Below are 22,651 nucleotides of genomic sequence, written 5' to 3'. Positions count from 1 at the left end.
CCGCGCGTGATCCGCGGCCCGGCCGAGAAACTAGAGTCCGAAACGACCCGCTCGATACCCCGGAGCGGGCGTGAACGCAGACGAGACGGTGAGCAGATGGATCTCTTCGAATATCAGGCGAAGGAACTCTTCGCCAAGCATGACGTGCCGACGTCGGCCGGCCGTGTTACCGACACTGTCGCCGGTGCCCGCGAGATCGCGGAGGAAATCGGCAAGCCGGTCATGGTCAAGGCCCAGGTCAAGGTCGGCGGCCGCGGCAAGGCCGGTGGCGTGAAGTACGCCGCCACCGCAGACGACGCGCAGACCCACGCCGAGAACATCCTCGGGCTCGACATCAAGGGTCACATCGTCAAGAAGCTCCTGGTCGCCGAGGCCAGCGACATCGCGGAGGAGTACTACATCTCCTTCCTGCTCGACCGCACCAACCGCACCTACCTGGCCATGTGCTCGGTCGAGGGCGGCATGGAGATCGAAGAGGTCGCCGCCACCAAGCCGGAGCGCCTCGCCAAGGTCCCCGTCGACGCCGTCAAGGGTGTCGACCTCGCGTTCGCGCGCGAGATCGCCGAGAAGGGCCACCTGCCCGCCGAGGTCCTCGACGCCGCAGCCGTGACCATCCAGAAGCTGTGGGAGGTCTTCGTCAAGGAAGACGCTCTTCTCGTGGAGGTCAACCCCCTCGTCCGTACCCCGGACGACCAGATCCTCGCCCTCGACGGCAAGGTCACCCTGGATGCCAACGCCGACTTCCGTCAGCCCGGCCACGCCGAGTTCGAGGACAAGGACGCCACGGATCCCCTCGAGCTCAAGGCCAAGGAGAACGACCTCAACTACGTCAAGCTCGACGGCGAGGTCGGAATCATCGGTAACGGCGCCGGCCTGGTCATGTCGACCCTCGACGTCGTCGCCTACGCAGGCGAGAAGCACGGCGGCGTCAAGCCCGCCAACTTCCTCGACATCGGTGGCGGCGCCTCCGCGGCCGTCATGGCTGCCGGTCTCGACGTCATCCTGAACGACGCTCAGGTCAAGAGCGTGTTCGTCAACGTCTTCGGTGGCATCACCGCGTGCGACGCGGTCGCGAACGGCATCGTCAAGGCCCTCGAGATCCTCGGCGACGAGGCCAACAAGCCGCTGGTCGTCCGCCTCGACGGCAACAACGTCGACGAAGGTCGCCGCATCCTCGCCGAGGCCAACCACCCGCTGGTCACGGTCGTCGCCACCATGGACGAGGCTGCCGACAAGGCGGCCGAACTCGCCTTCGCAGCGAAGTAAAGGGACACACAGAACAATGGCAATCTTCCTTACCAAGGATTCCAAGGTCATCGTCCAGGGCATCACCGGCGGCGAGGGCACCAAGCACACCGCGCTCATGCTCAAGGCCGGCACCCAGGTCGTCGGCGGCGTGAACGCCCGCAAGGCCGGCACGACGGTCTCGCACACCGACAAGGACGGCAACCCGGTCGAGCTCCCCGTCTTCGGCTCCGTCGCCGAGGCCATGAAGGAGACCGGCGCCGACGTCTCGATCGCGTTCGTTCCCCCGGCCTTCTCGAAGGACGCCATCGTCGAGGCCATCGACGCGGAGATCCCGCTGCTCGTGGTCATCACCGAGGGCATCCCGGTGCAGGACTCCGCCTACGCTTGGGCCTACAACGTCCAGAAGGGCAACAAGACCCGCATCATCGGCCCCAACTGCCCCGGCATCATCACCCCGGGTGAGGCGCTCGTCGGCATCACCCCGGCGAACATCGCCGGCAAGGGTCCGGTCGGCCTCGTCTCGAAGTCGGGCACCCTGACCTACCAGATGATGTTCGAGCTGCGCGAGTACGGCTTCTCGACCGCCATCGGCATCGGCGGCGACCCGGTCATCGGCACCACCCACATCGACGCCATCGAGGCGTTCGAGAAGGACCCGGAGACCAAGGTCATCGTCATGATCGGCGAGATCGGCGGCGACGCCGAGGAGCGCGCGGCCGATTACATCAAGGCCAACGTGACCAAGCCCGTCGTCGGCTACGTCGCAGGCTTCACCGCTCCCGAGGGCAAGACCATGGGCCACGCCGGCGCCATCGTCTCGGGCTCCTCGGGCACCGCTCAGGCCAAGAAGGACGCTCTCGAGGCGGCCGGCGTGAAGGTCGGCAAGACGCCGTCCGAGACCGCTGCGCTCGCTCGCGAGATCCTGCAGTCGCTCTGACAGCAGCGTCGCCTTCCGTGCGCGCCTTCCGGTGGCGTTCCGCCATCGGAAGGCGCGCACGCGCCGTTTCAGGAGTCGATCCAGTCGACTCCCGCGGGTTCGAGTTCGCCCGCCCCGGACGTCAGTGACGCCACCCAGCCCTCCAGTTCGCTCCGCTCGCGCCCCGCGACGGTGAGGACCACCCGGTCCGCATAGGCCACGTCGAGCACCGCGACCCCGCGGCCGCGCAGTTCCGCCTCCACGCGACCCGCTTCGCCGTGATCGATCGCGAGGGTGAACTTCTCCTGCTGCCTGCGCTCGACGAGGGGCGCCTCGTCCAAGGCCGTCGCGACCGCACCCGAGTACGCGCGCACCAGCCCGCCCGCGCCGAGCTTGATCCCTCCGAACCATCGGGTTACCACCACCGCGACGTTCACCAGATCCCGGTGGTGCAGGACCTGCAGCATCGGGATGCCGGCCGTGCCGCCCGGCTCCCCGTCGTCGCTCGACCGCTCGGCACGCGCCGACGGGTCGTCGCCCACCACGAACGCCCAGCAGTGGTGTCGGGCATCGGGATACAGTCGGCGTTGTTCGTCGACGAAGGCGAGCGCGGCGTCGGCCGTGTCGACACGACGAACCGCGGCGAGGAAACGCGAGTGCTTCACCTCCGTCTCGACCACGACGTCGGGACCCGGGGCGAGAGTGTGCGGCATGGACCCCATTCTCTCGGGTAGTCCCTAGGCTGTTGACTGCAGGACGAGTGACCGACACATACCGATCGACGGCAGGAGAATCGATGACATTCCCCGCAGGCGCATCCGCCCAGAGCAAGGTGGTGCCGTTGTTGCTGCCACTCGCGGTGGCCGTGCTCGGTGCCGTGAACTTCCTCCTCGGCCTCACGCCCTTCGTGAACATCACCTTCGGCTCGCAGGTGGCGCTCACGTCCTTCGATTTCGGCTTCGCCGTCGTGCCGCTGGCTTTCCTGCTCTTCGGCGGTGTGAGCGCGGCGCTGTCGCTGCTCCCCGGCCAGGACCTGCGTGCGGTGGTCGTCGCGGCGTCGGGCGTCGGTTTCGTGACATCCCTGTTCCAGCTCTTCCATCTGCCCGAGGACACCGGGATCGCGTGGGGCGGCGTGACGATCCTCGTCCTCGGTTTCCTGCAGTTCGCGCTGGCGCTCGTCGCATTGCTGTTCGGCCTCGGCATCCTCGTGTCCGGCCGGTCGGGTGAGCGGAGTTCCTTCGGGTCGCCGCAGAGCGCCGGGCAGTACCAGGGATTCGGGCCCGGTGCGGGAACCGGTGAGCCCCAGGGCTCCGGTTCGCCGCAGGGTTACGGCCCGCAGGGATACGGCCAGCCCTACGGCTCGCAGCAGGGAGCCGTAGGCGGGCAGTCCCAGTTCGGTGCGCCGCATCCCGGACACCAGGCGTATCCCGGACAGCAGACGTCGGGGGAGTACTCCGGCGCGCAGCAGTATTCGGGGTCGCAGCAGTACGGCGGGTCCCAGCAGTATCCGGGCGCCCAGCAGTACGGCGGGCAGCAGTACAGCGGAGCCCAGCAGTTCCCCGGTTCCCAGCAGTTCCCGGGCGCTCAGCAGTTCCCGGGCGCTCAGCAGTTCCCGGGCGCTCAGCAGTACGGCGGGGGAGCACAGTATTCCGGTGCCCAGCAGTACGGCGCCGGCCAGCAGTACACGGGTGCGCAGCCGACCCAGCAGTACCCGGTCCAGGAACCGCACGGCGCTCAGGACTCGACGGACCACACCGACACCCGGGCGGACGGCCCAGCCACCCGGGCGGACGGCACAGTGTCCGACGACGACACGACGGGCACGGAACGTCGCGAGGAGACCGGGACCACTGCGACCGGCGACCAGGACGCCACGCAGGCCTTCCGCGCACCGGACGACCAGCGGTGATCGGCGCGCCTGACACCACGATCGCCGTGTCGGTGACACTCTCGAACCGATGACTTCGACGCTCGGCCGGTCCACCCGGCACGTTCCAACCGACGACGACAGCCTGGACCCGGAGCGGTTTCGCATCCTGCTCGGCACCGCCGCCCGCGTTCCGGCGGTGACGCTCGCCGTCGTGGCCACCATCGTGGTGACGACGATGGTCGTCGCCAACAGCGACCTCACCGGCATCTACGCTGCGATCGCCGGCACGTGGCTCGCACTGCACCAGGTGACGCTCACGATCGACGGCACGTCGCTCGGTGTGCTGCCGCTGCTGCCCACCGCGGTCCTGGTGTGGCAGGCGGCGCGCGGGTGCGCGTCCGCGGCCGACGCGCTCGTCGAGAACAGTGGGTACGCCCTCGACCGTCAGGATGTCTCGCGCATCACCGTCGCCGTCCTCGCCGGCCCGCTACTGGTGACCGCGGCGTCGCTGATCGTGTTGCAGGATGCGGCGAGCGTGCTGCCGGTGACGCCTCCGAATGCAGCTGCCGCGCTCGCGTGGGTCACCGGCATCTACCTGGTCGCGGCTCTCATCGGTATCGGCTCCCGTGTGTGGAAGCCGCTGGTGCGCTACTACTCGGCTCCCGATTGGCTCGTGCTCGCCTTCCGTCCGGCACTGCGGGTGCTGCTGGGGATGTTCGCCCTCGGTGGGGTGGTGGTCGTCGCCGGACTGTTGTGGTCGTGGAACGTCGTCGGTGAACTGCTCGCGCGCGGGGATCACTGGACCGGCGTGCTGGGGCTGACGGTGATGTCGATCCTGTACCTGCCCAACGTCATCATCGGTGCCGCGGCCGTTCTGGCGGGCAGCACCGTGCACTTCGGCGACATCCACCTGAGCCTGTTCGAGGCGACGGGCGGTGACCTCCCGGCGCTGCCGGTGCTTGCGGCGGTCCCCTCGGGTCCGGCCGCAGCGTTCTGGCCGGTGCTGCTGGCCGTTCCGGCGACGATCGGTGCGCTGCTCGGACGTTTCGCCGCGCAGCGAACCCTGCAGGCGAAGGCCGACGGTGCCCCGGTGGGCAGCGCCGACGCTTCATGGACGGTGCTCGCTGCCGCAGCGGGCGCCGGACTCGTCACGGCGCTGGCGACCTGGGTCGCGGGCGGCCCGCTCGGCGTCTTCGGCACGGTCGGCGCCAACTGGTGGCTCGCCGGCATCCTCGTCTTCGCCTGGTCGGGCCTGCTCGGCATCATCACGGCGCAGCTGCTCGTGTGGCGCGAAGGACGATTGGCCGCGGTGGCACTGCGCGCCGACACCGAGGTGGACGAGGAGACCTCGGAGGATGCGGCGGACGCGGCCGAGGCCGACGACGCCGCTGATGCAGGAGCCGACGGAGAACTCGAGGCGGCCGAGAGCGAGACCTCGGCACTCGAAGCTCCTGTGGCCGAGGACACCACCGCCGCCGAGCGTGAGGTCGCAGAAGTCGACGGGGACGAAGCCGCTGCAGTCGACGAGGGCGAGGCTGCCGAGGACGACGCGGAGAGCCTCGAAGAGGATGCGGACGCCGACGACGTCATCGACGCCGAGGTGGTCGAGGTCGTCGACGAGGATGATGCCGAGGACGACGACGAGCCCGACAAGGAGGTCGCGAACGAGGCCGAAAAGGGCGCCGACTAGGCTCTCCTACGGCCGGTCGATCGGCCGACCCACCTCGACTTCACAGGAGTGGACCCTGACTGCCTCGCGTGACCAGCTGCCGCCCACCGCGCCGGCGCGGCTCGTCGTCCTCGCTTCGGGCACGGGCAGCCTCTTGCGTTCGCTGCTCGACGCCACCCGGACCGACGGATATCCCGCGACAGTCGTCGCTGTCGGTGTCGACCGCGAATGCCCCGCCGAAGGGCACGCCGCCGACGAAGGGATCCCCTCGTTCCGCGTCGCGTTGCGCGACTTCGAGGACCGCACCGCGTGGGACCGCGCGCTGACCGACGCGGTCGCCGCCCACGAACCCGACCTCGTGGTGTCCGCAGGCTTCATGAAGATCCTGGGTTCGGCGTTCCTGGAACGGTTCGCCGGCCGCATCATCAACACTCATCCCGCGCTGCTGCCGTCGTTCCCCGGCGCGCACGCCGTCGCCGACGCCCTGGCCTACGGCGTCAAGGTCACCGGTTCGACGGTGCATCTCGTCGACGGGGGAGTCGACACCGGACCGATCCTCGCGCAGGAATCCGTGCAGGTGCTCGACGACGACGACGAGGACGCCCTGCACGAGCGCATCAAGGTTGTGGAGCGGCGGCTGCTGGCCGAGATGGTCGCCGCCGTCGCCACCCGTGGAGTTGTTTCCGATGGACGAAAGGCCGTGATCCCCGGTGACCGAACGTAAGACTGTGCGCCGCGCGCTGGTCAGCGTGTACGACAAGAGCGGGCTGGTGGAGCTGGCGACAGGGCTCCACGCGGCAGGTGTCGAGCTGGTCTCGACCGGCTCCACGGCCAAGACCATCGCCGACGCAGGCGTGCCGGTGACGAAGGTCGAGGAACTGACCGGCTTCCCCGAGTGCCTCGAGGGCCGGGTGAAGACCCTGCACCCGCGCGTGCACGCCGGCATCCTCGCCGACACCCGCAAGCAGGACCACCTCGATCAGATCGCCGATCTGGGCATCGAGGCGTTCGAACTCGTCGTCGTGAACCTCTACCCGTTCACGCAGACGGTCGCCTCGGGTGCGAGCCCCGACGAGTGCGTCGAGCAGATCGACATCGGTGGCCCGTCGATGGTGCGTGCCGCGGCGAAGAACCACCCGTCGGTCGCGGTCGTCGTCGACCCGGCCGCCTACGGTGACGTGCTCGCCGCCGTCGAGGGTGGCGGTTTCACCCTCGAGCAGCGAAAGCGTCTTGCCGCGCAGGCGTTCCAGCACACCGCCGCCTACGACGTCGCGGTGGCGAGCTGGATGAACAGCGATTACGCGGCGCCCGAGGGCGACGAGTCGCAGTTCCCGGCGTGGACCGGCGCTACCTGGACCCGCGCGAATGTCCTTCGCTACGGCGAGAACCCGCACCAGGCCGCGGCCCTGTACGTGAACGAGGCCGGTGAGCCGGGGCTCGCGCAGGCCGAGCAGTTCCACGGCAAGGAGATGTCCTACAACAACTACCAGGACGCCGACGCCGCCTGGCGCGCCGCGCACGACCACAGCGAGCCGTGCGTCGCGATCATCAAGCACGCCAATCCGTGTGGCATCGCGATCGCCGACGACATCGCCACCGCGCACCGCAACGCGCACGAGTGCGATCCGGTCTCGGCCTTCGGTGGCGTCATCGCCGCCAACCGTGAGGTGAGCGTCGAGATGGCCGAGCAGGTCGCCGAGATCTTCACCGAGGTGATCATCGCCCCGTCGTACGCCGACGGTGCCGTCGACGTGCTCTCCCGCAAGAAGAACATCCGCATCCTGCGCGCCGATTCGCCGAAGTCGGCTCCGGTCGAGATCCGTCAGATCTCCGGCGGGCTGCTCCTGCAGGAGCGCGACGTGCTCACCGCGGACGGCGACTCCACCACCAACTGGCAGCTCGCGTGCGGCGAGGCAGCCGACGAGGCCACGCTGCGCGACCTCGAATTCGCCTGGCGCGCATGCCGTGCAGTGAAGTCCAACGCGATCCTGCTGGCCTCGGGCGGCGCGACCGTCGGTGTCGGCATGGGTCAGGTCAACCGCGTCGACTCGGCGCGACTCGCCGTCACCCGTGCGGGTGATCGTGTCGCCGGGTCGGTGGCCGCGTCGGATGCCTTCTTCCCGTTCGCCGACGGTCTGCAGGTGCTGACCGAGGCCGGCGTGAAGGCGATCGTGCAGCCGGGTGGCTCGGTGCGCGACAACGAGGTCATCGAGGCCGCTCGCGAGGCCGGCGTGACGCTGTACCTCACCGGCGCGCGGCACTTCGCGCACTAGTCACGAACACACACGCGCGGCACCCACGCGCATCGTCGCTCAGGCGGCGTGCGCGTGGGTGCCGTTGTCGTGTGCGGTGGGTTCGACGGTGCGCTTGCCGCGCCCCTCGGAGATGACGAGCTTGGCAGCGCCGCGGTCGAGCAGCTCGCGGATGAGATCCGCGGAGGCGGCGCCGCTCTCGGTACCGCCGACCCGGCTCAGGTCGATGGTGATGGCGTGCCCGGTGAGGTCGTCGGGCAGTTCGGTCGACACGGTGCCGCCGGATTCGATTCTCAGTTTCATGGTGTTTCTCCTGTCGAGGTGATCTTGTACGGGTCGCGGTCGGGGATAGAGAAAGGGCACCCGGGGCGTATGTGCCCCGAGTGCCCGAGAACGAGTCGTCGTGTGACTTCTATTCTCGGGATCGCTCCGCCGCGAAGTGGAAGAAGAAGTGAGAAAACGGTACGGAACAACCGGCTACGTACATGTGCTTGTATCGCATCGGACCGTACCTTTCTCATGTGAACCAGTTGGTTAACGGATGACCATACACGAACAACGCGGAATGGACATTTGTTATTTCCGCGTCGTCCGTGCGTGGGGGTGGGCCGATCAGCCCCTCAGCTTGTCGAGCCACGCCTCGAAACCGGACGTGAACTCGTCGGAGAAGGGCAGGTCGGCGACGTAGTCGGCGCCCGTCGACTGCTGGTCGCCGATGTCCTTGAGCACGTGGTTGGTGTGCGTCATGCGCAGCGACGTCAGACGGGTGTGGACGAGTGCCGCGTCGAGTGCGTCGACGTCCTCGACCCGCACCTGGATGTCCTTGGACGAGACCGCGGTGAGCACCGGCAGGTCGCCGGCGACCTGTGCGGCGAGCATCCGCGGATCGAGCGCGTCCTCCTCGGCGAGTGCCTTCGCGTTGGTGGGGACGAGCCCGGCGTTGCGCAGCGGCTCGGGGAGAGTGTCGCTGAGGGTGCCGTCGGCGCGGAGCGACTCGACCGCGCCGGTGAGCGCGACCCGCAGTTCATCGGCGATCTGGACGGGAAGTTGTCCCGCGGCGACGACGGCGTCGAGCTGTGCGTCGATCTGGGCGGTCAGCAGGTCGAGCAGGCGCACGGCGAGCGGTTCGATCAGGCCGAGTCCGGCGATCGAGTCGTTGTCCTGGGCGAGCGACAGCGCGATCAGCGCGCCCTCGCTGTGCCCGACGACGTAGAGCCGCTCCGGGTCGACCCCGCGCTGCGAACCGAGGAAGGCGAGCGCGTCGGCGGCGCCGTCGATGAATGTCGAGAAACCGAGATCGGCGACGTCCTCGACGCTGTACGGGCCGAGCGCGGTCACACCGCTGCCGAGCTTGTCGTAGCGCAGACTCGCGAATCCCTTGCGTTCGAGCACGTCGGCGAGATGCCGCAGGGTGCCGATCGATCCGGGGAGCAGTGCGCTGTCGCCGTTGCGGTCGGTGGGACCGCTGCCGGCGAGCAGCAGCACGGCGGGCACCGGACCCCTCATGGAGACGGGTACCCGCAGGCTGCCGTGCAGGGTCACGTCGCCGCTGGAAAAGGTGATCTCGGTGTCCGACATGTCATGTGTCTATCAGAAGTCGCCGGACCGGCCCGTGTCGAGGGCGCCGCGGTGTGGCGTCGGTTTCGTGCGTGACGAACGGGCCCGGCGTACCCGACGGTAGCCCCGTACGCCGAGCCATCCGAACAGCGCCAGCAGCGGGACGACGAGCAGGGGAGCGAGCAGCGCGATCAGCGACGTGACGAACGAGGCGACGCTCTCGACGATCGACAGCACCGGGTTGCCGAAACCGGCGGTGGTCGCGGTACTCGCGACCCGCGTGCCCGTCTGCGCCGTGCTCACCGCCAGGGCGGTCGGGGCGCCGATGACGATGCCCGCGAGTGCCGCCATCGCGGGATCGAGACTCGCGAAGGCCGCCCACGCCGCAAGCGCACCCGCGACCGGTCGGGTCACCGTGCCGAGGGCGGACAGTGCGTTGTCCACGAGCGGCACGAGGTCGGCGACGACCTCCACGGCGGTGGCGATCGTCAGGGCGACGAGCGCCGAGGTGGACCCGAGCCACTGCATCGATTCGTTGAGGACGACCCCGAAGAGTTCGAAGTGGACCGCGGCCGACAGGAGCAGCAGCGGCAGGAAGGTGCGCAGCCCGGTGGCGGCCGCGAGCCCCAGCCCGAGCAGGGCCGCCAGGATCCAGGTGTCCATGCGGCGAGTGTAGGCGGACCGGTCGCGGGATCGCGGATGCCGAAACGGCGGTTCGGTCGTACCTTGGGTGAGGTGACGTCACCCACACCGCGCCCCTCCACGGTCGGCGAGCTCCGCGCCTCCGGCCACGTGCAACGGTCCGTCAAGGACGAGATCCGGCACAACCTGCTCGCTGCGCTGCGCGACGGTACCGATCCGTGGCCCGGCATCCTCGGTTTCGAGGACACCGTCGTCCCGCAGCTCGAACGCGCCCTCATCGCCGGTCACGACGTGGTCCTGCTCGGCGAACGCGGTCAGGGCAAGACCCGCCTGCTACGTACCCTGCCGTTGCTGCTCGACGAATGGACCCCGGTCATCGCCGGTTCGGAGCTCGGCGAGCATCCCTACGAGCCCATCACCCCGGCGTCGATCCGCCGGGCCGCCGAACTCGGCGACGACCTGCCCGTCGCGTGGCGGCACCGCAGCGAGCGGTACGCCGAGAAGCTCGCGACGCCCGACACTTCGGTCGCCGACCTCGTCGGCGACGTCGACCCCGTGAAGGTCGCCGAGGGCCGCAGCCTCGGTGATCCGGAGACGATCCACTTCGGTCTCGTGCCCCGCGCGCACCGCGGCATCGTCGCCGTCAACGAACTGCCCGACCTGGCCGAACGCATCCAGGTGTCGCTGCTCAACGTCATGGAGGAACGCGACATCCAGGTGCGCGGTTACACGTTGCGCCTGCCCCTCGACGTGTTGCTCGTGGCGAGTGCGAACCCCGAGGACTACACGAATCGCGGCCGCATCATCACTCCGCTCAAGGACCGCTTCGGAGCGGAGATCCGCACGCACTACCCGACGCGACTCGAGGACGAGATCGCCGTCATCGAGCAGGAGGCGCATCTGCAGGCCCGCGTCCCCGACTATCTGCTCGAGATCCTGGCACGGTTCACCCGGCTGCTGCGCGAATCGACGTCCGTCGACCAGCGTTCGGGTGTCTCTGCACGGTTCGCCGTCGCCGGCGCCGAGACCGTCTCGGCCGCGGCCCTGCATCGCGGTGCGGTCCTCGGCGAGGACGATCCGGTCGCGCGTCCCGTCGATCTCGGCACCGTCGTGGAGGTGCTCCGAGGCAAGGTCGAGTTCGAATCCGGCGAGGAGGGAAGGGAATTCGAGATCCTCGATCATCTCCTCCGGCGCGCGACGGCCGAAACGGCCCGCTCGCGACTCGCGGGCGTCGATCTCGGGCCGCTCGTCTCCGCCGTCGAGCAGGGCGAGCCGGTGGTCACCGGTGAGCGGATCACCGCGAAGGTGCTGCTCGACGAACTCCCCGAACTGCCTGTGCTCGATGCCGTCGCCGAACGGCTCGGTGCCACCGACACCGGAAGTCGCGCTGCGGCAGTGGAACTCGCCCTCGAAGGTCTGTATCTGGCACGGCGAATCGCCAAGGACACCGGCGACGACGGCTCGGCGGTGTACTCCCGATGAGCAGGTCCGCCCGCTACGGTCCGTATACCGGGGGCGATCCGCTCGCCCCACCGGTGGACCTGCGCGACGCGCTCGCCGCGATCGGCGACGACGTCATGGCCGGCGCCTCACCCAAGCGCGCCCTGCGGGAGTTGCTGCGCCGCGGTCACGACGGTATGCGTGGTCTCGACAAGCTTGCCGCGCAGGCGAATCGGCGTCGGCGGCAGCTGCTCGACCGCACCAACCTCGACGGCACCCTCCAGGAGGTGCGCGAGCTTCTCGATCGCGCCGTGCTCGAGGAACGCAAAGAACTGGCCAGGGCCCTCGACGACGACGCGCGGTTCGCCGAGATGCGGATCGAGGAACTGCCGCCGTCGACGGCGCAGGCCGTGCAGGAACTCGCCGACTACGACTGGCGCAGCGCGCAGGCCCGAGAGGATTACGAGAAGATCCGCGACCTGCTCGGCCGGGAGATGCTCGACCAGCGCTTCTCCGGGATGAAGCAGGCGCTCGAGGGGGCCACCGACGAGGACCGGCAACGCATCTCGGAGATGCTCGAGGACCTCAACGACCTGCTCGACAAGCACTCCCGCGGTGAGGACACCGAGGAGGACTTCGAGCAGTTCATGGCCCAGCACGGCGAGTTCTTCCCGGAGAACCCGCAGAACGTCGAGGAACTGCTCGACTCCCTCGCACAGCGGGCCGCGGCGGCGCAGCGGCTGCGCAACTCCCTCACCCCCGAGCAGCGCGACGAACTCGACGCTCTCGCACAGCAGGCGTTCGGATCCCCGGATCTGATGAGCCAGCTCGACCGTCTCGACGGCCACCTGCGGGCCGCGCGTCCCGGCGAGGACTGGACCGGCTCCGAGCAGGTGCGCGGCGAACAGGGCATGGGTCTCGGCGAGGCCACCTCGGCGCTGCAGGAGTTGTCCGAACTCGACCAGCTCGCCGAGCAGCTGTCGCAGCAGTACGCCGGGGCGTCCCTCGACGACATCGACCTCGACGCGCTCGCCCGTCATCTCGGACCCGAGGCCGCGGCCGATGCACGCACCCTCGCCGAACTCGAGAAAGAACTGCAGCGACAGGGCTTCTTCGACCGCGGTGCCGACGGGCAGTGGCGACTGTCGCCCAAGGCCATGCGCCGGCTCGGCGAAGCGGCGCTGCGCGACGTCGTCAACCGCATCTCGTCGCGCACCGGGCAACGCGAGTCGCGGCGGGCGGGTGTGCTCGGCGAACCGACCGGCGCGTCGAAGGCATGGGAGTTCGGCGACACCGAACCGTGGGACGTCGTACGGACCCTCACCAACGCGACCCTGCGCAATCCCGGTCTGCCGGTGCGGATGTCGGTGCAGGACGTCGAGGTGATCGAGACCGAGCAGCGGACGCAGGCGGCGGTCGCGCTGCTCGTCGACACGTCGTTCTCGATGGTCATGGACGGTCGCTGGGTGCCGATGAAACGCACGGCCCTCGCGCTCGAGCATCTCGTGTCCACGCGCTTCCGCGGGGATGCGCTGCAGCTCATCGCGTTCGGCCGGCACGCCCGTGTGGTGTCGGCGCCCGAACTCGCCGGGCTCGACGGCGTCTACGAGCAGGGCACCAATCTGCACCACGCCCTGATGCTCGCGGGTCGTCACCTGCGTCGACATCCCAACGCGCAGCCGGTGGTCTTCGTCGTCACCGATGGTGAACCCACCGCTCACCTCGAACCGGACGGCTTCGCGGCCTTCGACTACCCGCCGAGCGCACGCACTCTGGGGCTGACGGTGCGCGAACTCGACCACATCGCGCGGCTCGGCGCCCAGGTCACGATCTTCCGGCTCGGCAGCGATCCGGGGCTCGCGCGGGTCGTCGACGTGCTGGCGCGTCGCGTCGGGGGACGAGTGGTCGCGCCCGATGTCGACGGTCTCGGGGCGGCGGTCGTCGCCGACTACGTGCGGGCCCGTCGGCGGTCGTAGGAACTCGGCGCGAGGCGCCCCGGGAACTCAGTGGCGCACCGACCGCCACGTGGTCGTCGCGGCGGCGGACAGCAGGGCCGCGGTCACCCAGAAGATCGACGCGACACCGGCGACCCCGGCGATCGCGCCGGCCACCATGGGCACCGCGACCTGCCCGAGACGGTTGCCGGTCAATCGCACCGCCAGCGCCGACGCGCGGTCGGCCGGTGCGACGAGTTCGACCACCCACGTCATCGTCAGGGGTTGGCCGACGCCCCAGAACATTCCGCACACGGCGAGCAACGCGCCGATGACCCAGGGATTCGGCACGAGCGGCAGCAGCGCGACCGGCACGATGGTCCCGGCGGTCGCGGAGACGAGCAGCCACCTGCGCGGAATCCGGCGCAACGCCCACGGCAGCAGAGCACGCGAGACGATCGACGCCATGGTGCGGGCGGTGAGCAGGATCGACACCAGGAGCACACCGAACCCGAACTGCTCACCGAGCAACGGCAGGTAGGCCACGACCAGGTCGACCGAGGCGAGGACCACCAGGCTCGACAGCATTGCGGGCTTCATGCCCTTCGTCGCGAGCATCGACAGGATCGACTGCGGCGCGCCGTCCTCCGCGGTGCGACCGGAGCCGGGCGGCTCGCGGAGCCCCAGCACCAGCGGCAGGGAGAGCAGCGAAAACACCGTCATGACCAGCAACGCTCCAGTGGTCTCGACGGAGCCGTTGCCGTCGCCGGTGGTCGCGGCGATCACGCCGGCGACGGGCACACCGACGGCCTGACCGACCGACACACCCAGCGTGAGACCGGCGAACCCGCGATCCAGTTGCCCCGGCGGCGACAGGATCGACACGAATGCCTGCCCCGACACCGTGACGAGCAACTGTCCGAGACCGAGCACGACGTTGCCGGCGGCGAGCACGAACAATCCCGAACTGAGAGCGATCAACCCGGCACCGACCGTGGTGACGACGATGCCCGAACGCAGAATGGCGGTCGTGTGCCCGCGGTCCACGACACGTCCCATCCGCACCGCCGCGATCAGCGGAACGATGGCGTAGAGCGCGGTGACGGCACCGATGGTCGTCGCGTCACCGCCCAGCGCGAGAATCCGGTAGGAGACCAGGACACGGATCGACTGGAATGCCGCGTGCAGCAGGGCCGTGGACAAGCACAGATACAGCAGCCAGTGACGCGGAGGATGCGGCATATGTCAGGCGCCGGCGGTCACGACCCGGTCGCCGAGCGGCGACTGCAAGGAGACCTCGAGGGCGCCGACGACGGCGACCATGATGCACATGCGGTCCTGCATCTCCGGCAGCGTGCCGCCGAGGAGCGTCACCGTCACCGTGTCGTCCGTTTCGGTGACGGTCGCGTCGACGCCGAAGCACTCGGGGGTGCCCGTCTCGAAGTGCAGGGCGATCCGGTCGTCGCTCACCCGCGACCACGACAGGATCGTCAGCGGATGCGCATCGACGATGTCGGGTCGCGCCGAGAACGCCGTCGCCCCTGCCGGAACCGGTTCCTCGGGCAGCGCGGGGACGTCCGGTGTACCCGAACTCGATCCGCAGGCCGCGATGAGCAGGCACATCGCGAGGACGGTGATTCCCCGGCAAGCACGGACGACGGAACGCATGGTTCCCACGGTATTCCCGTGTCGCGTGTTCATCACGCCAGCAGGGCGGCGGTCACGCCGATCGCAGGGATGGAGGCGAGGGTGGTGACGAGGGCGGCGTCGCGGGCGAGCACCGTGCCGCGACCGTAAGCGCTCGCGTAGACGAACACGTTCTGCGCGGTGGGAAGCGCGGCGACCACCACGACGGCGAACAGCGCATGGCCGTCGAGGCCGACCACGAAACGCCCCATCAGATACGCGAGCACCGGCTGGGCGAGGATCTTGAGCACCGAGGCGAGCGCGATGTCGCGGCGCGGGCTCGTCCCCTTCTCGAGCACCCGGACGCCCTGCAGCGACAATCCGAACGCGAGCAGCGCACCGGGCACCGACGCGCCGCCGAGCAGATGGAACGGCTGCAGCAACGCCTCGGGAGGCGTCCACCCGCTGATCGCGATGGCGAGTCCGGCCGCGGCGGCCAGGACGATGGGGTTCTTGAACGGCGCGAGCAGGGTGTCGAGGAGCGAGACCCCGGCGCGCATCGTCGACAGGTCGAGCATCGTCAGCGCGATGGGGGAGAGCACGACGATCTGGAACAACAACAGGGGCGCGACGAACGACGCGTCGCCGAGCACGAAGACCGCAATGGGGATGCCGAGGTTCGCGGAGTTGACGTAGCCGGCGCACAGCGCGCCGATGGTCGCCTCGGGAACCGCACGTCGCAGCCAGAGCTTCGCGACGACGAAGTGCACGATCGCGACGGCGAACGCCGTGGCCGCTGCGATGTAGAGATTGGGCGAGAAGATCACCGACAGGTCGGACGTCGCGAGCACGTCGAACAGCAGCGCGGGGGTGGCGACGAAGAAGACGAGCCGGCTGAGCACCGTCTGCGCCTCGTGCCCGAGGGTGCCCAGGCGCCCCAGCGTGAAGCCGATGGCGATGATCACGAAGATGACACTGAACCCCGCGATCACACCCGACACGGTTGCCTAGTCTAAGGACCCCGGAGTGTCGTCCCGCCATCGGACCGCAGCGAGCGTCGAGACCGGTGTTATTTGTGATTCTCGGCCGATCTTCGAAAACAACACCGGTCTCGGGTGCACATACGACGACGCCGCCCCTCCCGATGGGGAGAGGCGGCGTCGGAAGCTACGACCTACTTGCTGCTGACGTAGGGGAGCAAGGCCATCTCACGGGCGTTCTTCACCGCGACGGCCACCTGACGCTGCTGCTGCGGGGTCAGGCCCGTGACGCGACGGCTGCGGATCTTGCCGCGGTCGGAGATGAAGGTGCGGAGCAGATTGACGTCCTTGTAGTCGACGTACTCGATCTTCGCCGCGAAGAGGGGGTTCTTCTTGGGCTTGCGTCCCTCTACGGCACGCGACTTCTTCGACGGTCCTCGCTTGACTGCCATATCTCGCTCCTCACCAGCTCGACTTGTGGACGCCGGGTAGTTCCCCGCGGTGGGCGAGTTCACGCACACGCACTCGTGAGAGCCCGAACTTTCGCAGGTGGCCGCGCGGGCGGCCGTCCGCAGCGTCTCGATTGCGCAATCGTACCGGACTGGCGTCGCGGGGTAGACGCTGCAGTGCCCGCTGGGCTTCGCTGCGCTCTTCGGGCGAGGACGACGGTCGGCGCACGACTTCCTTCAGTTCCTCGCGGCGCTCGGCGTACCGGGCCACGATCGCCTTCCGTTGCTCGTTGCGTGCGATCTTCGATTTCTTCGCCACGACTACTTCTCCTCGCGGAAGTCGACGTGTCTGCGCAGCACGGGGTCGTACTTGCGCAGGACGAGACGGTCGGGATCGTTCCGGCGGTTCTTCCGGGTGACGTAGGTGTAGCCGGTCCCGGCGGTCGAGCGAAGCTTGACGACGGGCCGGATCTCGCTGCGTGCTGCCATCAGAACTTCTCCCCGCGGGCACGCAGACGTGCGACAACGCTCTCGATGCCGTCGCGGTCGACGATCTTGATGCCCTTGGTGGACAGGTTCAGCGCGACCCGGCGTCCGAGCGAGGGTACGAAATAGGTTCTGCGCTGGATGTTCGGGTTCCACCGCCGGCTGGTGCGGACATGGGAGTGCGATACGGATCTCCCGAAACCGGGTCGCCGTCCGGTGAGTTGGCACGTGGCCGACACGTCGGCTCCTTTCATGGGTAACGACAATCATTTTCGACAAAGTGCGCCGCCAACTGTACGCTTCAACATCGTTAATGACAATCGTTATCGAAAGGAATGCTGTGGACATCAGGACGCCGCTCGTCATCGTCTGCGGATGGCGCGGACGGACTGCGCAGGCCGCGCGGTCACTACTGCGTCCGGGCACCGCGGTCGTCCACCATGACCTGTCCGGTCTCGACCAGGGCGTACTCCGCCGCTCCGTGCTCACCGTCGAGGATGAACGCACCGAGATCCTCGAACTCGCGCACGGGTGCGTCTCCTGCACACTGCGCGAGGATCTGCTGCCGCTTCTGCGCCGCATGCGCGACTACAGCAGCGTCGACCGGATCGTGCTGCACCTCGACCCGCAACTCGAACCCGAGGCATTGTGCTGGGCAGTCGAACATGTCGTGGTGAGCGGGATCGTCGGTCGTGTCGACGGACCCGCGTCCCTCGATGTCCGGGTGGACGGCGTCGTGACCTGCCTCGACGCCGCAACCTGGCTCGAGGACGCGACGGGCGACGACGAACTGAACGAGCGTGTCGACGACGACCGCACCCTGGCGCAGGTCGTCGTCGGCCAGGTCGAGTTCGCCGATGCGCTGGTGGTGCTCCCCGGAGCGGACGGCTGGCAGCAGGCGCGCCTGCACGCGGTGCTCACCCGACTCGCCCCGGACGCGCCGATCGCGTGGGCGGGGGAACCGGACGTCGAGCGGCTCCTCCGGGAGATACCCGCCACCGCCCGTCGGGGGGCGATCGACGGGGCGCACTCGCCTCTCCTACGAGGTCAACCGCCTCTCGACGACGACTGCGGAATCCGCCTCGTCGAGTTCTCCGCCGACCGGCCGTTCCATCCGGAACGTCTCCACCACGCGATCGACGTGCTGCTCGACGGCGTCGTGCGCGCCCGCGGGCGACTGTGGGTCGCCACCCAACCCGACAATGCGCTGCTCGTCGAATCAGCCGGTGGAGGACTGCGGGTCGCTCACGCGGGGCCATGGCTCGCGTCGATGACTCCCGATCAGCAGCGCGAGATCCCGGCGGAACGCCGCGCGATGGCGTCGCTGCGCTGGGACGAACGCTACGGCGACCGGGACACGAGCATCGTCGTCCTCGTCCACGACGCCGACTCGGAACTCATCGACCGCACGCTGCGCGCGGCGGTCGTGACAGACGACGAGTTCGCCCGCCCCGATCTGTGGCCGACCTGGCGCGACCCCTTCGGCCGATTCCACGAAGACCCTTGTGACGACATCCCGGCAGACCGCCGCGACAACGAGAGAGAAGGACACCGATGAAATCAGGCCTGCATCCCGACTACCACCCCGTGGTCTTCCAGGACGCCAACACCGGCGCCACCTTCCTGACCCGCTCCACCGCGACATCCGAACGCACGACCGTCTGGTCGGACGGCCTTACCTACCCGCTCATCGTCGTCGACGTCACGAGCGACTCGCATCCGTTCTGGACGGGCGCCGCCCGCCTGCTCGACACCGCCGGTCGCGTCGAGAAGTTCGAACGCAAGTACGGCCGGCGCCGACCCTGATCCCGCACGTCCCGACCTCGAAGGAGAACGACATGGCAGTCCCCAAACGCAGGAAGTCCCGCTCCAACACCCGTCACCGCCGGTCGCAGTGGACGGCGAAGGTCCCCGATCTCGTGCCGATCACGGTCGACGGAACGACCGTGAAGGTGCCCCGCAGGCTCGTCGAGGCCGTGCACAGGGGTGAGGTCGACCCGCGGACCGACTGAGTCGTAGAGCCCGCCGGCCACCGCGGGTTCTCAGCGCGCTCTCAGTAGGCGCAGGCCACAATGGTGATCATGCGCATTCTGGTGGTCGACGACGACCGTGCAGTGCGGGAGTCGCTGCGCCGGTCACTGAGCTTCAACGGATACACGGTCGACCTCGCGACGGACGGGCAGGACGCCCTCGAACAGGTCGCGACGTCGCGTCCGGATGCGATGGTGCTCGACGTCATGATGCCGCGCGTCGACGGCCTCGAAGTGTGCCGCCGGCTCCGCAGCACCGGCGACGACCTGCCGATCCTCGTCCTCACGGCGCGCGACTCCGTCTCGGAGCGGGTCGCGGGTCTCGACGCGGGGGCCGACGACTACCTGCCGAAACCGTTCGCGCTCGAGGAACTGCTCGCGCGACTGCGGGCGCTGCTGCGTCGTGCCGCGCCCGACCCGGACTCGTCCGCCGACGAGGTGCTGCGGTTCGCCGACCTCAGCCTCGACCCTGCGACCCGCGAGGTCACTCGCGGCGACCGGCCGATCAGCCTCACCCGCACCGAGTTCTCCCTGATGGAGATGCTCATGGCAAACCCGAGGAGGGTCCTCACGCGCAGCCGCATCCTCGAGGAGGTGTGGGGTTACGACTTCCCGACTTCCGGCAACGCCCTCGAGGTCTACGTGGGGTATCTGCGACGCAAGACCGAGGCCGGTGGGGAACCGCGCCTGATCCACACGGTGCGCGGCGTCGGGTACGTGCTGCGCGAGACCCCGCCGTGAGCGACCTGATGCGACCACCTCTTCTCCTGACCCGCTCGGTGCCGCTGCGCATCCGCGTCACGCTTCTCGCGGCCGGCGCAGTGGCGCTCGCCGTCGCCGTCACCTCCATCGCGGCCTACGCCGTGGTCTCGCGGGCGTTGTACTCGGAGGTCGACACCCAGTTGCGGGCGCGGGCCGCCGCGCTCGTCGAGTCGAGCACCCTCATCACCTACGACCCGCGCTACATCGGTGGGGCCCAGCTCTACAGCTCCGACATCAGCGTTGCCCTGATCTACCCGGATCTCGGCAGGTACGTGCCGCCGGGCTCGTCGGTGCCCATCGGCGAACCCGAACTGGCGGTGGCCGAGGGCGACCGGGAGTCGTCGCTGCGCACCGTCGCCCAGCAGCGCGTACTGGCCCAGCGCATGCCCGACGGCAGCACGGTCGTGATCGCGCAGCGACTGCGTCCCACCGTCGAGATCCTCAACCGCCTGGCGAGTGTGCTGTTCATCGTCGGCGGGTGCGGGGTGGTGCTCGCCGCCGCCGTCGGCGCGACCGTCGGCCGCACCGGTCTGCGTCCCGTCGCCCGGCTCACCGCCGCCGCCGAGCGGGTCGCGCGCACCGACGACCTGCGGCCCATCCGGGTGACCGGCCACGACGAGCTCGCCCGCCTCACCGAGAGCTTCAACATGATGCTGCGTGCGCTCGCCGAGTCGCGAGAACGGCAGAGCCGGCTGGTCGCCGACGCCGGCCACGAACTGAAGACACCCCTGACCTCGCTGCGCACCAACATGGAACTGCTCATCGCCGCGAGCCGTCCCGGTGCACCGAGCCTGCCCGACGAGGACATGGCCGAGCTGCGGGCCGACGTCATCGGCCAGATCGAGGAGTTGTCGACGCTCGTCGGCGATCTCGTCGACCTCGCTCGTGAGGATGCGCCGGAGACGGTCTTCGAGGTCGTCGACGTCGCCGAGGTGGTGGATCGCAGTCTCGAACGTGCGCGTCGACGGCGTACCGACATCGAGTTCCGGGCCACCACCGAGCAGTGGTTCGTCTTCGGCGACCAGGCCGGACTCACCCGCGCCGTGGTCAACGTCCTCGACAATGCGGCCAAGTGGAGCCCGGCGGGGGAAGACGTCGTCGTGAACATGCGGCAGATCGCCAGCGGTCTGATGGAGCTGACCGTCGACGACGCCGGCCCGGGGATCCCGGAGGAGGAACGCGAACTGGTGTTCGAACGGTTCTACCGGGCGACGACCGCGCGGTCGATGCCGGGATCCGGTCTGGGACTGGCCATCGTGCGACAGATGGTCACGAAGCACGGCGGGACGATCGCCGTCGAACGGTCGAATCGGGGCGGCGCGCTGATCCGCATCGTGCTGCCCGGCACACCGGCCCTCGACGGAGAGACACACCCCACCGAGATCGAATGAATTCGACAGCAGAATCGCGGGTACTTCTGAGGCGACTCTCAGCTGCCCGGTCCATGCTGGACGAAGAAGCGCGGAGGTGCTCGACGCACCCCGCATCATCGGCCACCGCACGCCGACGTCGACCCGTATGCGTCCGGTGGCCCCGGCGGACGAAGGTGAAGTGACGAATGAGTGAGGACCCCACCCGCGGCGCGGGAGCACCGCAACCGCAACCCCATCCGTACGGCCCCGGCGGATACACCGGCCCCTATCCGCACACACCCCAGCAGTCGGCACCTCCGCCACCGACCGCAGGATCCGGCCGGATGCCGGGTCGCTCCGCCCTCGCCGTGGGGGCCATCGCGCTCGCGCTGGTGAGCGGCGGCATCGGTGGCGCGGTCGGCGCGTGGTCGGTGCGCGATTCGTCCGGACCGGTCGTCAACTCCCTCGACGCTCCGAAGCCCGATACCCAGTCGGTCTCCGCTGCCCCCGAGGGCAGCGTGCAGGCCGTCGCCGACAAGGTCGTGCCGAGCGTCGTGCGGATCGAGGTCGCAGGACGCACCGGCGCGGGTGAAGGGTCGGGCGTGGTCCTGTCGTCGGACGGATTGATCCTCACCAACAACCACGTCGTGGCGGGTGGAGGTCAGGGGGCGCAACTGACGGTCTTCTTCTCGGACGGGTCCACCGCGCCGGCGACGGTCGTCGGTGCGGATGCGGTGTCGGACATCGCTGTCATCCGGACCGAAGGGCGCACCGATCTCACTCCCATCGAACTCGGTAGTTCGGAGAATCTCGCGGTAGGCCAGGAGGTCGTGGCCGTCGGATCACCGCTCGGACTGCAGAGCACCGTGACGGCGGGCATCGTGTCCGCACTCAACCGGCCCGTGTCCACGAGCGGGGACAACGCCAATCAGGCGTCGGTCATCGACGCGATCCAGACCGACGCGGCGATCAACCCCGGCAACTCCGGCGGTGCGCTGGTCGACATGGAAGGCCGCCTCGTCGGCATCAACACCGCGATCGCCACGGCCGGCGGACAGTCGGGTTCGATCGGCCTCGGTTTCGCGATCCCCGTCGAACAGGCCCGGCGTGTCGCGCAGGAACTCGTCGACACGGGTAAGGCGACGCACGCGATCATCGGTGTCCAGGTTCCGTCCCGGGACGACGCCTACGGTGCGCGCGTCGTGGAGGTCGTGCCCGACGGGCCGGCCGACCGAGCCGGAATCCCCGACAACGCGATCATCGTCCGGGTCGACGATCGGGTCGTGACCGACGGCGACTCGCTCATCGCCGCGATCCGCTCCCGCGCGCCGGGGGACACCGTGAAGATCACCTACAAGACGCCCGACGGCAACGAGACCACAGTCGACGTGGTGACTGCGTCGGATTCGGCCGGACGATGAGGAACGACATGGACATA

25 protein-coding genes are annotated in these 22,651 nt (G+C 69.1%); 14 read left to right on the top strand and 11 right to left on the bottom strand.

Annotated features, from left to right (window positions below; genetic code table 11):
• The first annotated feature begins 96 nt into the window (after positions 1-96).
• Together sucC and sucD are read left to right on the top strand one after the other, a co-directional pair.
• The gene (sucC, locus tag A5767_RS09740; protein ID WP_006553761.1) at positions 97-1,266 is read left to right on the top strand and encodes an ADP-forming succinate--CoA ligase subunit beta; all 1,170 of its coding nucleotides are present in this window, start codon (positions 97-99) and stop codon (positions 1,264-1,266) included.
• Positions 1,267-1,282: 16 nt separating this feature from the next.
• Positions 1,283-2,185 (top strand): succinate--CoA ligase subunit alpha, encoded by a 903-nt coding sequence (gene sucD / locus A5767_RS09735; protein ID WP_006553762.1) that lies wholly within the window; start codon positions 1,283-1,285, stop codon positions 2,183-2,185.
• A 68-nt stretch (positions 2,186-2,253) separates the two neighbouring features.
• Here the strand turns inward: sucD and A5767_RS09730 are convergent, their stop codons facing one another.
• The gene (locus A5767_RS09730; protein ID WP_064255718.1) at positions 2,254-2,877 is read right to left on the bottom strand and encodes an IMPACT family protein; all 624 of its coding nucleotides are present in this window, start codon (positions 2,875-2,877) and stop codon (positions 2,254-2,256) included.
• A gap of 83 nt (positions 2,878-2,960) precedes the next feature.
• Between A5767_RS09730 and A5767_RS09725 the strand changes: the two genes are divergently transcribed.
• From A5767_RS09725 to purH, 4 genes are read left to right on the top strand one after another with little or no spacing between them, the layout of a single operon-like run.
• The gene (locus A5767_RS09725; RefSeq protein ID WP_064852181.1) at positions 2,961-4,073 is read left to right on the top strand and encodes a DUF5336 domain-containing protein; all 1,113 of its coding nucleotides are present in this window, start codon (positions 2,961-2,963) and stop codon (positions 4,071-4,073) included.
• Between the two features lie 49 nt (positions 4,074-4,122).
• Positions 4,123-5,724: a cell division protein PerM gene (locus A5767_RS09720; RefSeq protein ID WP_024103171.1), complete on the top strand. Its 1,602-nt coding sequence runs from the start codon at positions 4,123-4,125 to the stop codon at positions 5,722-5,724.
• A gap of 55 nt (positions 5,725-5,779) precedes the next feature.
• Positions 5,780-6,427: a phosphoribosylglycinamide formyltransferase gene (gene purN, locus A5767_RS09715; RefSeq protein WP_231913156.1), complete on the top strand. Its 648-nt coding sequence runs from the start codon at positions 5,780-5,782 to the stop codon at positions 6,425-6,427.
• A complete protein-coding gene (purH, locus tag A5767_RS09710) occupies positions 6,414-7,976 on the top strand; it encodes a bifunctional phosphoribosylaminoimidazolecarboxamide formyltransferase/IMP cyclohydrolase (protein ID WP_006553767.1) in 1,563 nt (520 codons plus the stop codon). Before purN ends, purH begins: the two co-directional genes overlap by 14 nt.
• A gap of 39 nt (positions 7,977-8,015) precedes the next feature.
• Here purH and A5767_RS09705 read toward each other — a convergent pair whose 3' ends face one another.
• The 3 genes from A5767_RS09705 to A5767_RS09695 form a co-directional block, all read right to left on the bottom strand.
• Entirely contained in the window at positions 8,016-8,258 is a 243-nt protein-coding gene (locus A5767_RS09705; RefSeq protein ID WP_006553768.1) for a hypothetical protein, read from the bottom strand.
• Between the two features lie 309 nt (positions 8,259-8,567).
• Positions 8,568-9,533 carry an alpha/beta hydrolase gene (locus tag A5767_RS09700; RefSeq protein ID WP_064852179.1) on the bottom strand — a complete coding sequence of 322 codons (966 nt, stop codon included), beginning with the start codon at positions 9,531-9,533 and terminating at the stop codon, positions 8,568-8,570.
• A gap of 12 nt (positions 9,534-9,545) precedes the next feature.
• Complete coding sequence (locus A5767_RS09695) at positions 9,546-10,175, bottom strand: DUF4126 domain-containing protein (RefSeq protein ID WP_006553770.1); 630 nt, start codon at positions 10,173-10,175, stop codon at positions 9,546-9,548.
• A gap of 72 nt (positions 10,176-10,247) precedes the next feature.
• Between A5767_RS09695 and A5767_RS09690 the strand changes: the two genes are divergently transcribed.
• Both A5767_RS09690 and A5767_RS09685 read left to right on the top strand, forming a co-directional pair.
• Entirely contained in the window at positions 10,248-11,636 is a 1,389-nt protein-coding gene (locus A5767_RS09690) for an ATP-binding protein (protein ID WP_024103175.1), read from the top strand.
• Positions 11,633-13,570, top strand: coding sequence for a vWA domain-containing protein (locus A5767_RS09685; protein ID WP_064852178.1), 1,938 nt, complete (start codon positions 11,633-11,635; stop codon positions 13,568-13,570). The genes A5767_RS09690 and A5767_RS09685 overlap by 4 nt, the downstream gene beginning before the upstream one ends.
• A gap of 27 nt (positions 13,571-13,597) precedes the next feature.
• On the opposite strand, the gene A5767_RS09680 is transcribed toward A5767_RS09685, so the two are convergent.
• The 7 genes from A5767_RS09680 to rpmB form a co-directional block, all read right to left on the bottom strand.
• Complete coding sequence (locus A5767_RS09680; RefSeq protein WP_006553773.1) at positions 13,598-14,770, bottom strand: MFS transporter; 1,173 nt, start codon at positions 14,768-14,770, stop codon at positions 13,598-13,600.
• 3 nt (positions 14,771-14,773) lie between these two features.
• Entirely contained in the window at positions 14,774-15,196 is a 423-nt protein-coding gene (locus A5767_RS09675) for a hypothetical protein (protein ID WP_019288797.1), read from the bottom strand.
• A gap of 32 nt (positions 15,197-15,228) precedes the next feature.
• Entirely contained in the window at positions 15,229-16,155 is a 927-nt protein-coding gene (locus A5767_RS09670) for an AEC family transporter (protein ID WP_064852177.1), read from the bottom strand.
• Between the two features lie 173 nt (positions 16,156-16,328).
• A complete protein-coding gene (gene rpsR / locus A5767_RS09665) occupies positions 16,329-16,586 on the bottom strand; it encodes a 30S ribosomal protein S18 (protein ID WP_006553776.1) in 258 nt (85 codons plus the stop codon).
• Between the two features lie 10 nt (positions 16,587-16,596).
• Complete coding sequence (rpsN, locus tag A5767_RS09660) at positions 16,597-16,902, bottom strand: 30S ribosomal protein S14 (RefSeq protein ID WP_064061773.1); 306 nt, start codon at positions 16,900-16,902, stop codon at positions 16,597-16,599.
• 2 nt (positions 16,903-16,904) lie between these two features.
• Complete coding sequence (rpmG, locus tag A5767_RS09655; protein WP_006553778.1) at positions 16,905-17,072, bottom strand: 50S ribosomal protein L33; 168 nt, start codon at positions 17,070-17,072, stop codon at positions 16,905-16,907.
• Positions 17,072-17,308, bottom strand: a complete 237-nt coding sequence (rpmB, locus tag A5767_RS09650; RefSeq protein ID WP_006553779.1) for a 50S ribosomal protein L28 — start codon at positions 17,306-17,308, stop codon at positions 17,072-17,074. The genes rpmG and rpmB overlap by 1 nt, the downstream gene beginning before the upstream one ends.
• A gap of 101 nt (positions 17,309-17,409) precedes the next feature.
• Between rpmB and mrf the strand changes: the two genes are divergently transcribed.
• The 6 genes from mrf (at position 17,410) to A5767_RS09620 (ending at position 22,634) form a co-directional block, all read left to right on the top strand.
• The gene (gene mrf, locus A5767_RS09645; RefSeq protein WP_064852176.1) at positions 17,410-18,627 is read left to right on the top strand and encodes a ribosome hibernation factor-recruiting GTPase MRF; all 1,218 of its coding nucleotides are present in this window, start codon (positions 17,410-17,412) and stop codon (positions 18,625-18,627) included.
• Positions 18,624-18,875, top strand: a complete 252-nt coding sequence (locus A5767_RS09640) for a type B 50S ribosomal protein L31 (protein ID WP_006553781.1) — start codon at positions 18,624-18,626, stop codon at positions 18,873-18,875. Before mrf ends, A5767_RS09640 begins: the two co-directional genes overlap by 4 nt.
• Before the next feature lie 32 nt (positions 18,876-18,907).
• Positions 18,908-19,081 (top strand): 50S ribosomal protein L32, encoded by a 174-nt coding sequence (rpmF, locus tag A5767_RS09635; protein WP_006553782.1) that lies wholly within the window; start codon positions 18,908-18,910, stop codon positions 19,079-19,081.
• A gap of 69 nt (positions 19,082-19,150) precedes the next feature.
• Positions 19,151-19,840 carry a response regulator transcription factor gene (locus A5767_RS09630; RefSeq protein ID WP_006553783.1) on the top strand — a complete coding sequence of 230 codons (690 nt, stop codon included), beginning with the start codon at positions 19,151-19,153 and terminating at the stop codon, positions 19,838-19,840.
• A gap of 8 nt (positions 19,841-19,848) precedes the next feature.
• Positions 19,849-21,252 (top strand): HAMP domain-containing sensor histidine kinase, encoded by a 1,404-nt coding sequence (locus A5767_RS09625; RefSeq protein ID WP_050993447.1) that lies wholly within the window; start codon positions 19,849-19,851, stop codon positions 21,250-21,252.
• Between the two features lie 167 nt (positions 21,253-21,419).
• Positions 21,420-22,634 carry a S1C family serine protease gene (locus tag A5767_RS09620; protein WP_179161764.1) on the top strand — a complete coding sequence of 405 codons (1,215 nt, stop codon included), beginning with the start codon at positions 21,420-21,422 and terminating at the stop codon, positions 22,632-22,634.
• Positions 22,635-22,651: the final 17 nt, after the last annotated feature.

It is taken from the genome of Rhodococcus sp. 852002-51564_SCH6189132-a, from assembly GCF_001665495.1.
In the GTDB taxonomy this organism is placed as follows: Bacteria; Actinomycetota; Actinomycetes; order Mycobacteriales; family Mycobacteriaceae; genus Rhodococcus; species Rhodococcus pyridinivorans.
Note: the sequence above shows the minus strand (reverse complement) of the source record. Positions and strands in the feature narration are given on the sequence as shown.

Excerpts from the sequence above, each read along its gene's own strand:
- rpmF (WP_006553782.1), top strand. The coding sequence starts at position 18,908 with ATGGCAGTCCCCAAACGCAGGAAGTCCCGCTCCAACACCCGTCACCGC.
- A5767_RS09625 (WP_050993447.1), top strand. The coding sequence starts at position 19,849 with ATGCGACCACCTCTTCTCCTGACCCGCTCGGTGCCGCTGCGCATCCGC.
- A5767_RS09720 (WP_024103171.1), top strand. The coding sequence starts at position 4,123 with ATGACTTCGACGCTCGGCCGGTCCACCCGGCACGTTCCAACCGACGAC.
- A5767_RS09680 (WP_006553773.1), bottom strand. The coding sequence starts at position 14,770 with ATGCCGCATCCTCCGCGTCACTGGCTGCTGTATCTGTGCTTGTCCACG.
- A5767_RS09675 (WP_019288797.1), bottom strand. The coding sequence starts at position 15,196 with ATGCGTTCCGTCGTCCGTGCTTGCCGGGGAATCACCGTCCTCGCGATG.
- sucD (WP_006553762.1), top strand. The coding sequence starts at position 1,283 with ATGGCAATCTTCCTTACCAAGGATTCCAAGGTCATCGTCCAGGGCATC.
- rpsR (WP_006553776.1), bottom strand. The coding sequence starts at position 16,586 with ATGGCAGTCAAGCGAGGACCGTCGAAGAAGTCGCGTGCCGTAGAGGGA.
- A5767_RS09725 (WP_064852181.1), top strand. The coding sequence starts at position 2,961 with ATGACATTCCCCGCAGGCGCATCCGCCCAGAGCAAGGTGGTGCCGTTG.
- A5767_RS09730 (WP_064255718.1), bottom strand. The coding sequence starts at position 2,877 with ATGCCGCACACTCTCGCCCCGGGTCCCGACGTCGTGGTCGAGACGGAG.
- rpmG (WP_006553778.1), bottom strand. The coding sequence starts at position 17,072 with ATGGCAGCACGCAGCGAGATCCGGCCCGTCGTCAAGCTTCGCTCGACC.
- A5767_RS09705 (WP_006553768.1), bottom strand. The coding sequence starts at position 8,258 with ATGAAACTGAGAATCGAATCCGGCGGCACCGTGTCGACCGAACTGCCC.
- A5767_RS09685 (WP_064852178.1), top strand. The coding sequence starts at position 11,633 with ATGAGCAGGTCCGCCCGCTACGGTCCGTATACCGGGGGCGATCCGCTC.
- sucC (WP_006553761.1), top strand. The coding sequence starts at position 97 with ATGGATCTCTTCGAATATCAGGCGAAGGAACTCTTCGCCAAGCATGAC.
- A5767_RS09640 (WP_006553781.1), top strand. The coding sequence starts at position 18,624 with ATGAAATCAGGCCTGCATCCCGACTACCACCCCGTGGTCTTCCAGGAC.
- A5767_RS09630 (WP_006553783.1), top strand. The coding sequence starts at position 19,151 with ATGCGCATTCTGGTGGTCGACGACGACCGTGCAGTGCGGGAGTCGCTG.
- A5767_RS09695 (WP_006553770.1), bottom strand. The coding sequence starts at position 10,175 with ATGGACACCTGGATCCTGGCGGCCCTGCTCGGGCTGGGGCTCGCGGCC.
- A5767_RS09620 (WP_179161764.1), top strand. The coding sequence starts at position 21,420 with ATGAGTGAGGACCCCACCCGCGGCGCGGGAGCACCGCAACCGCAACCC.
- A5767_RS09700 (WP_064852179.1), bottom strand. The coding sequence starts at position 9,533 with ATGTCGGACACCGAGATCACCTTTTCCAGCGGCGACGTGACCCTGCAC.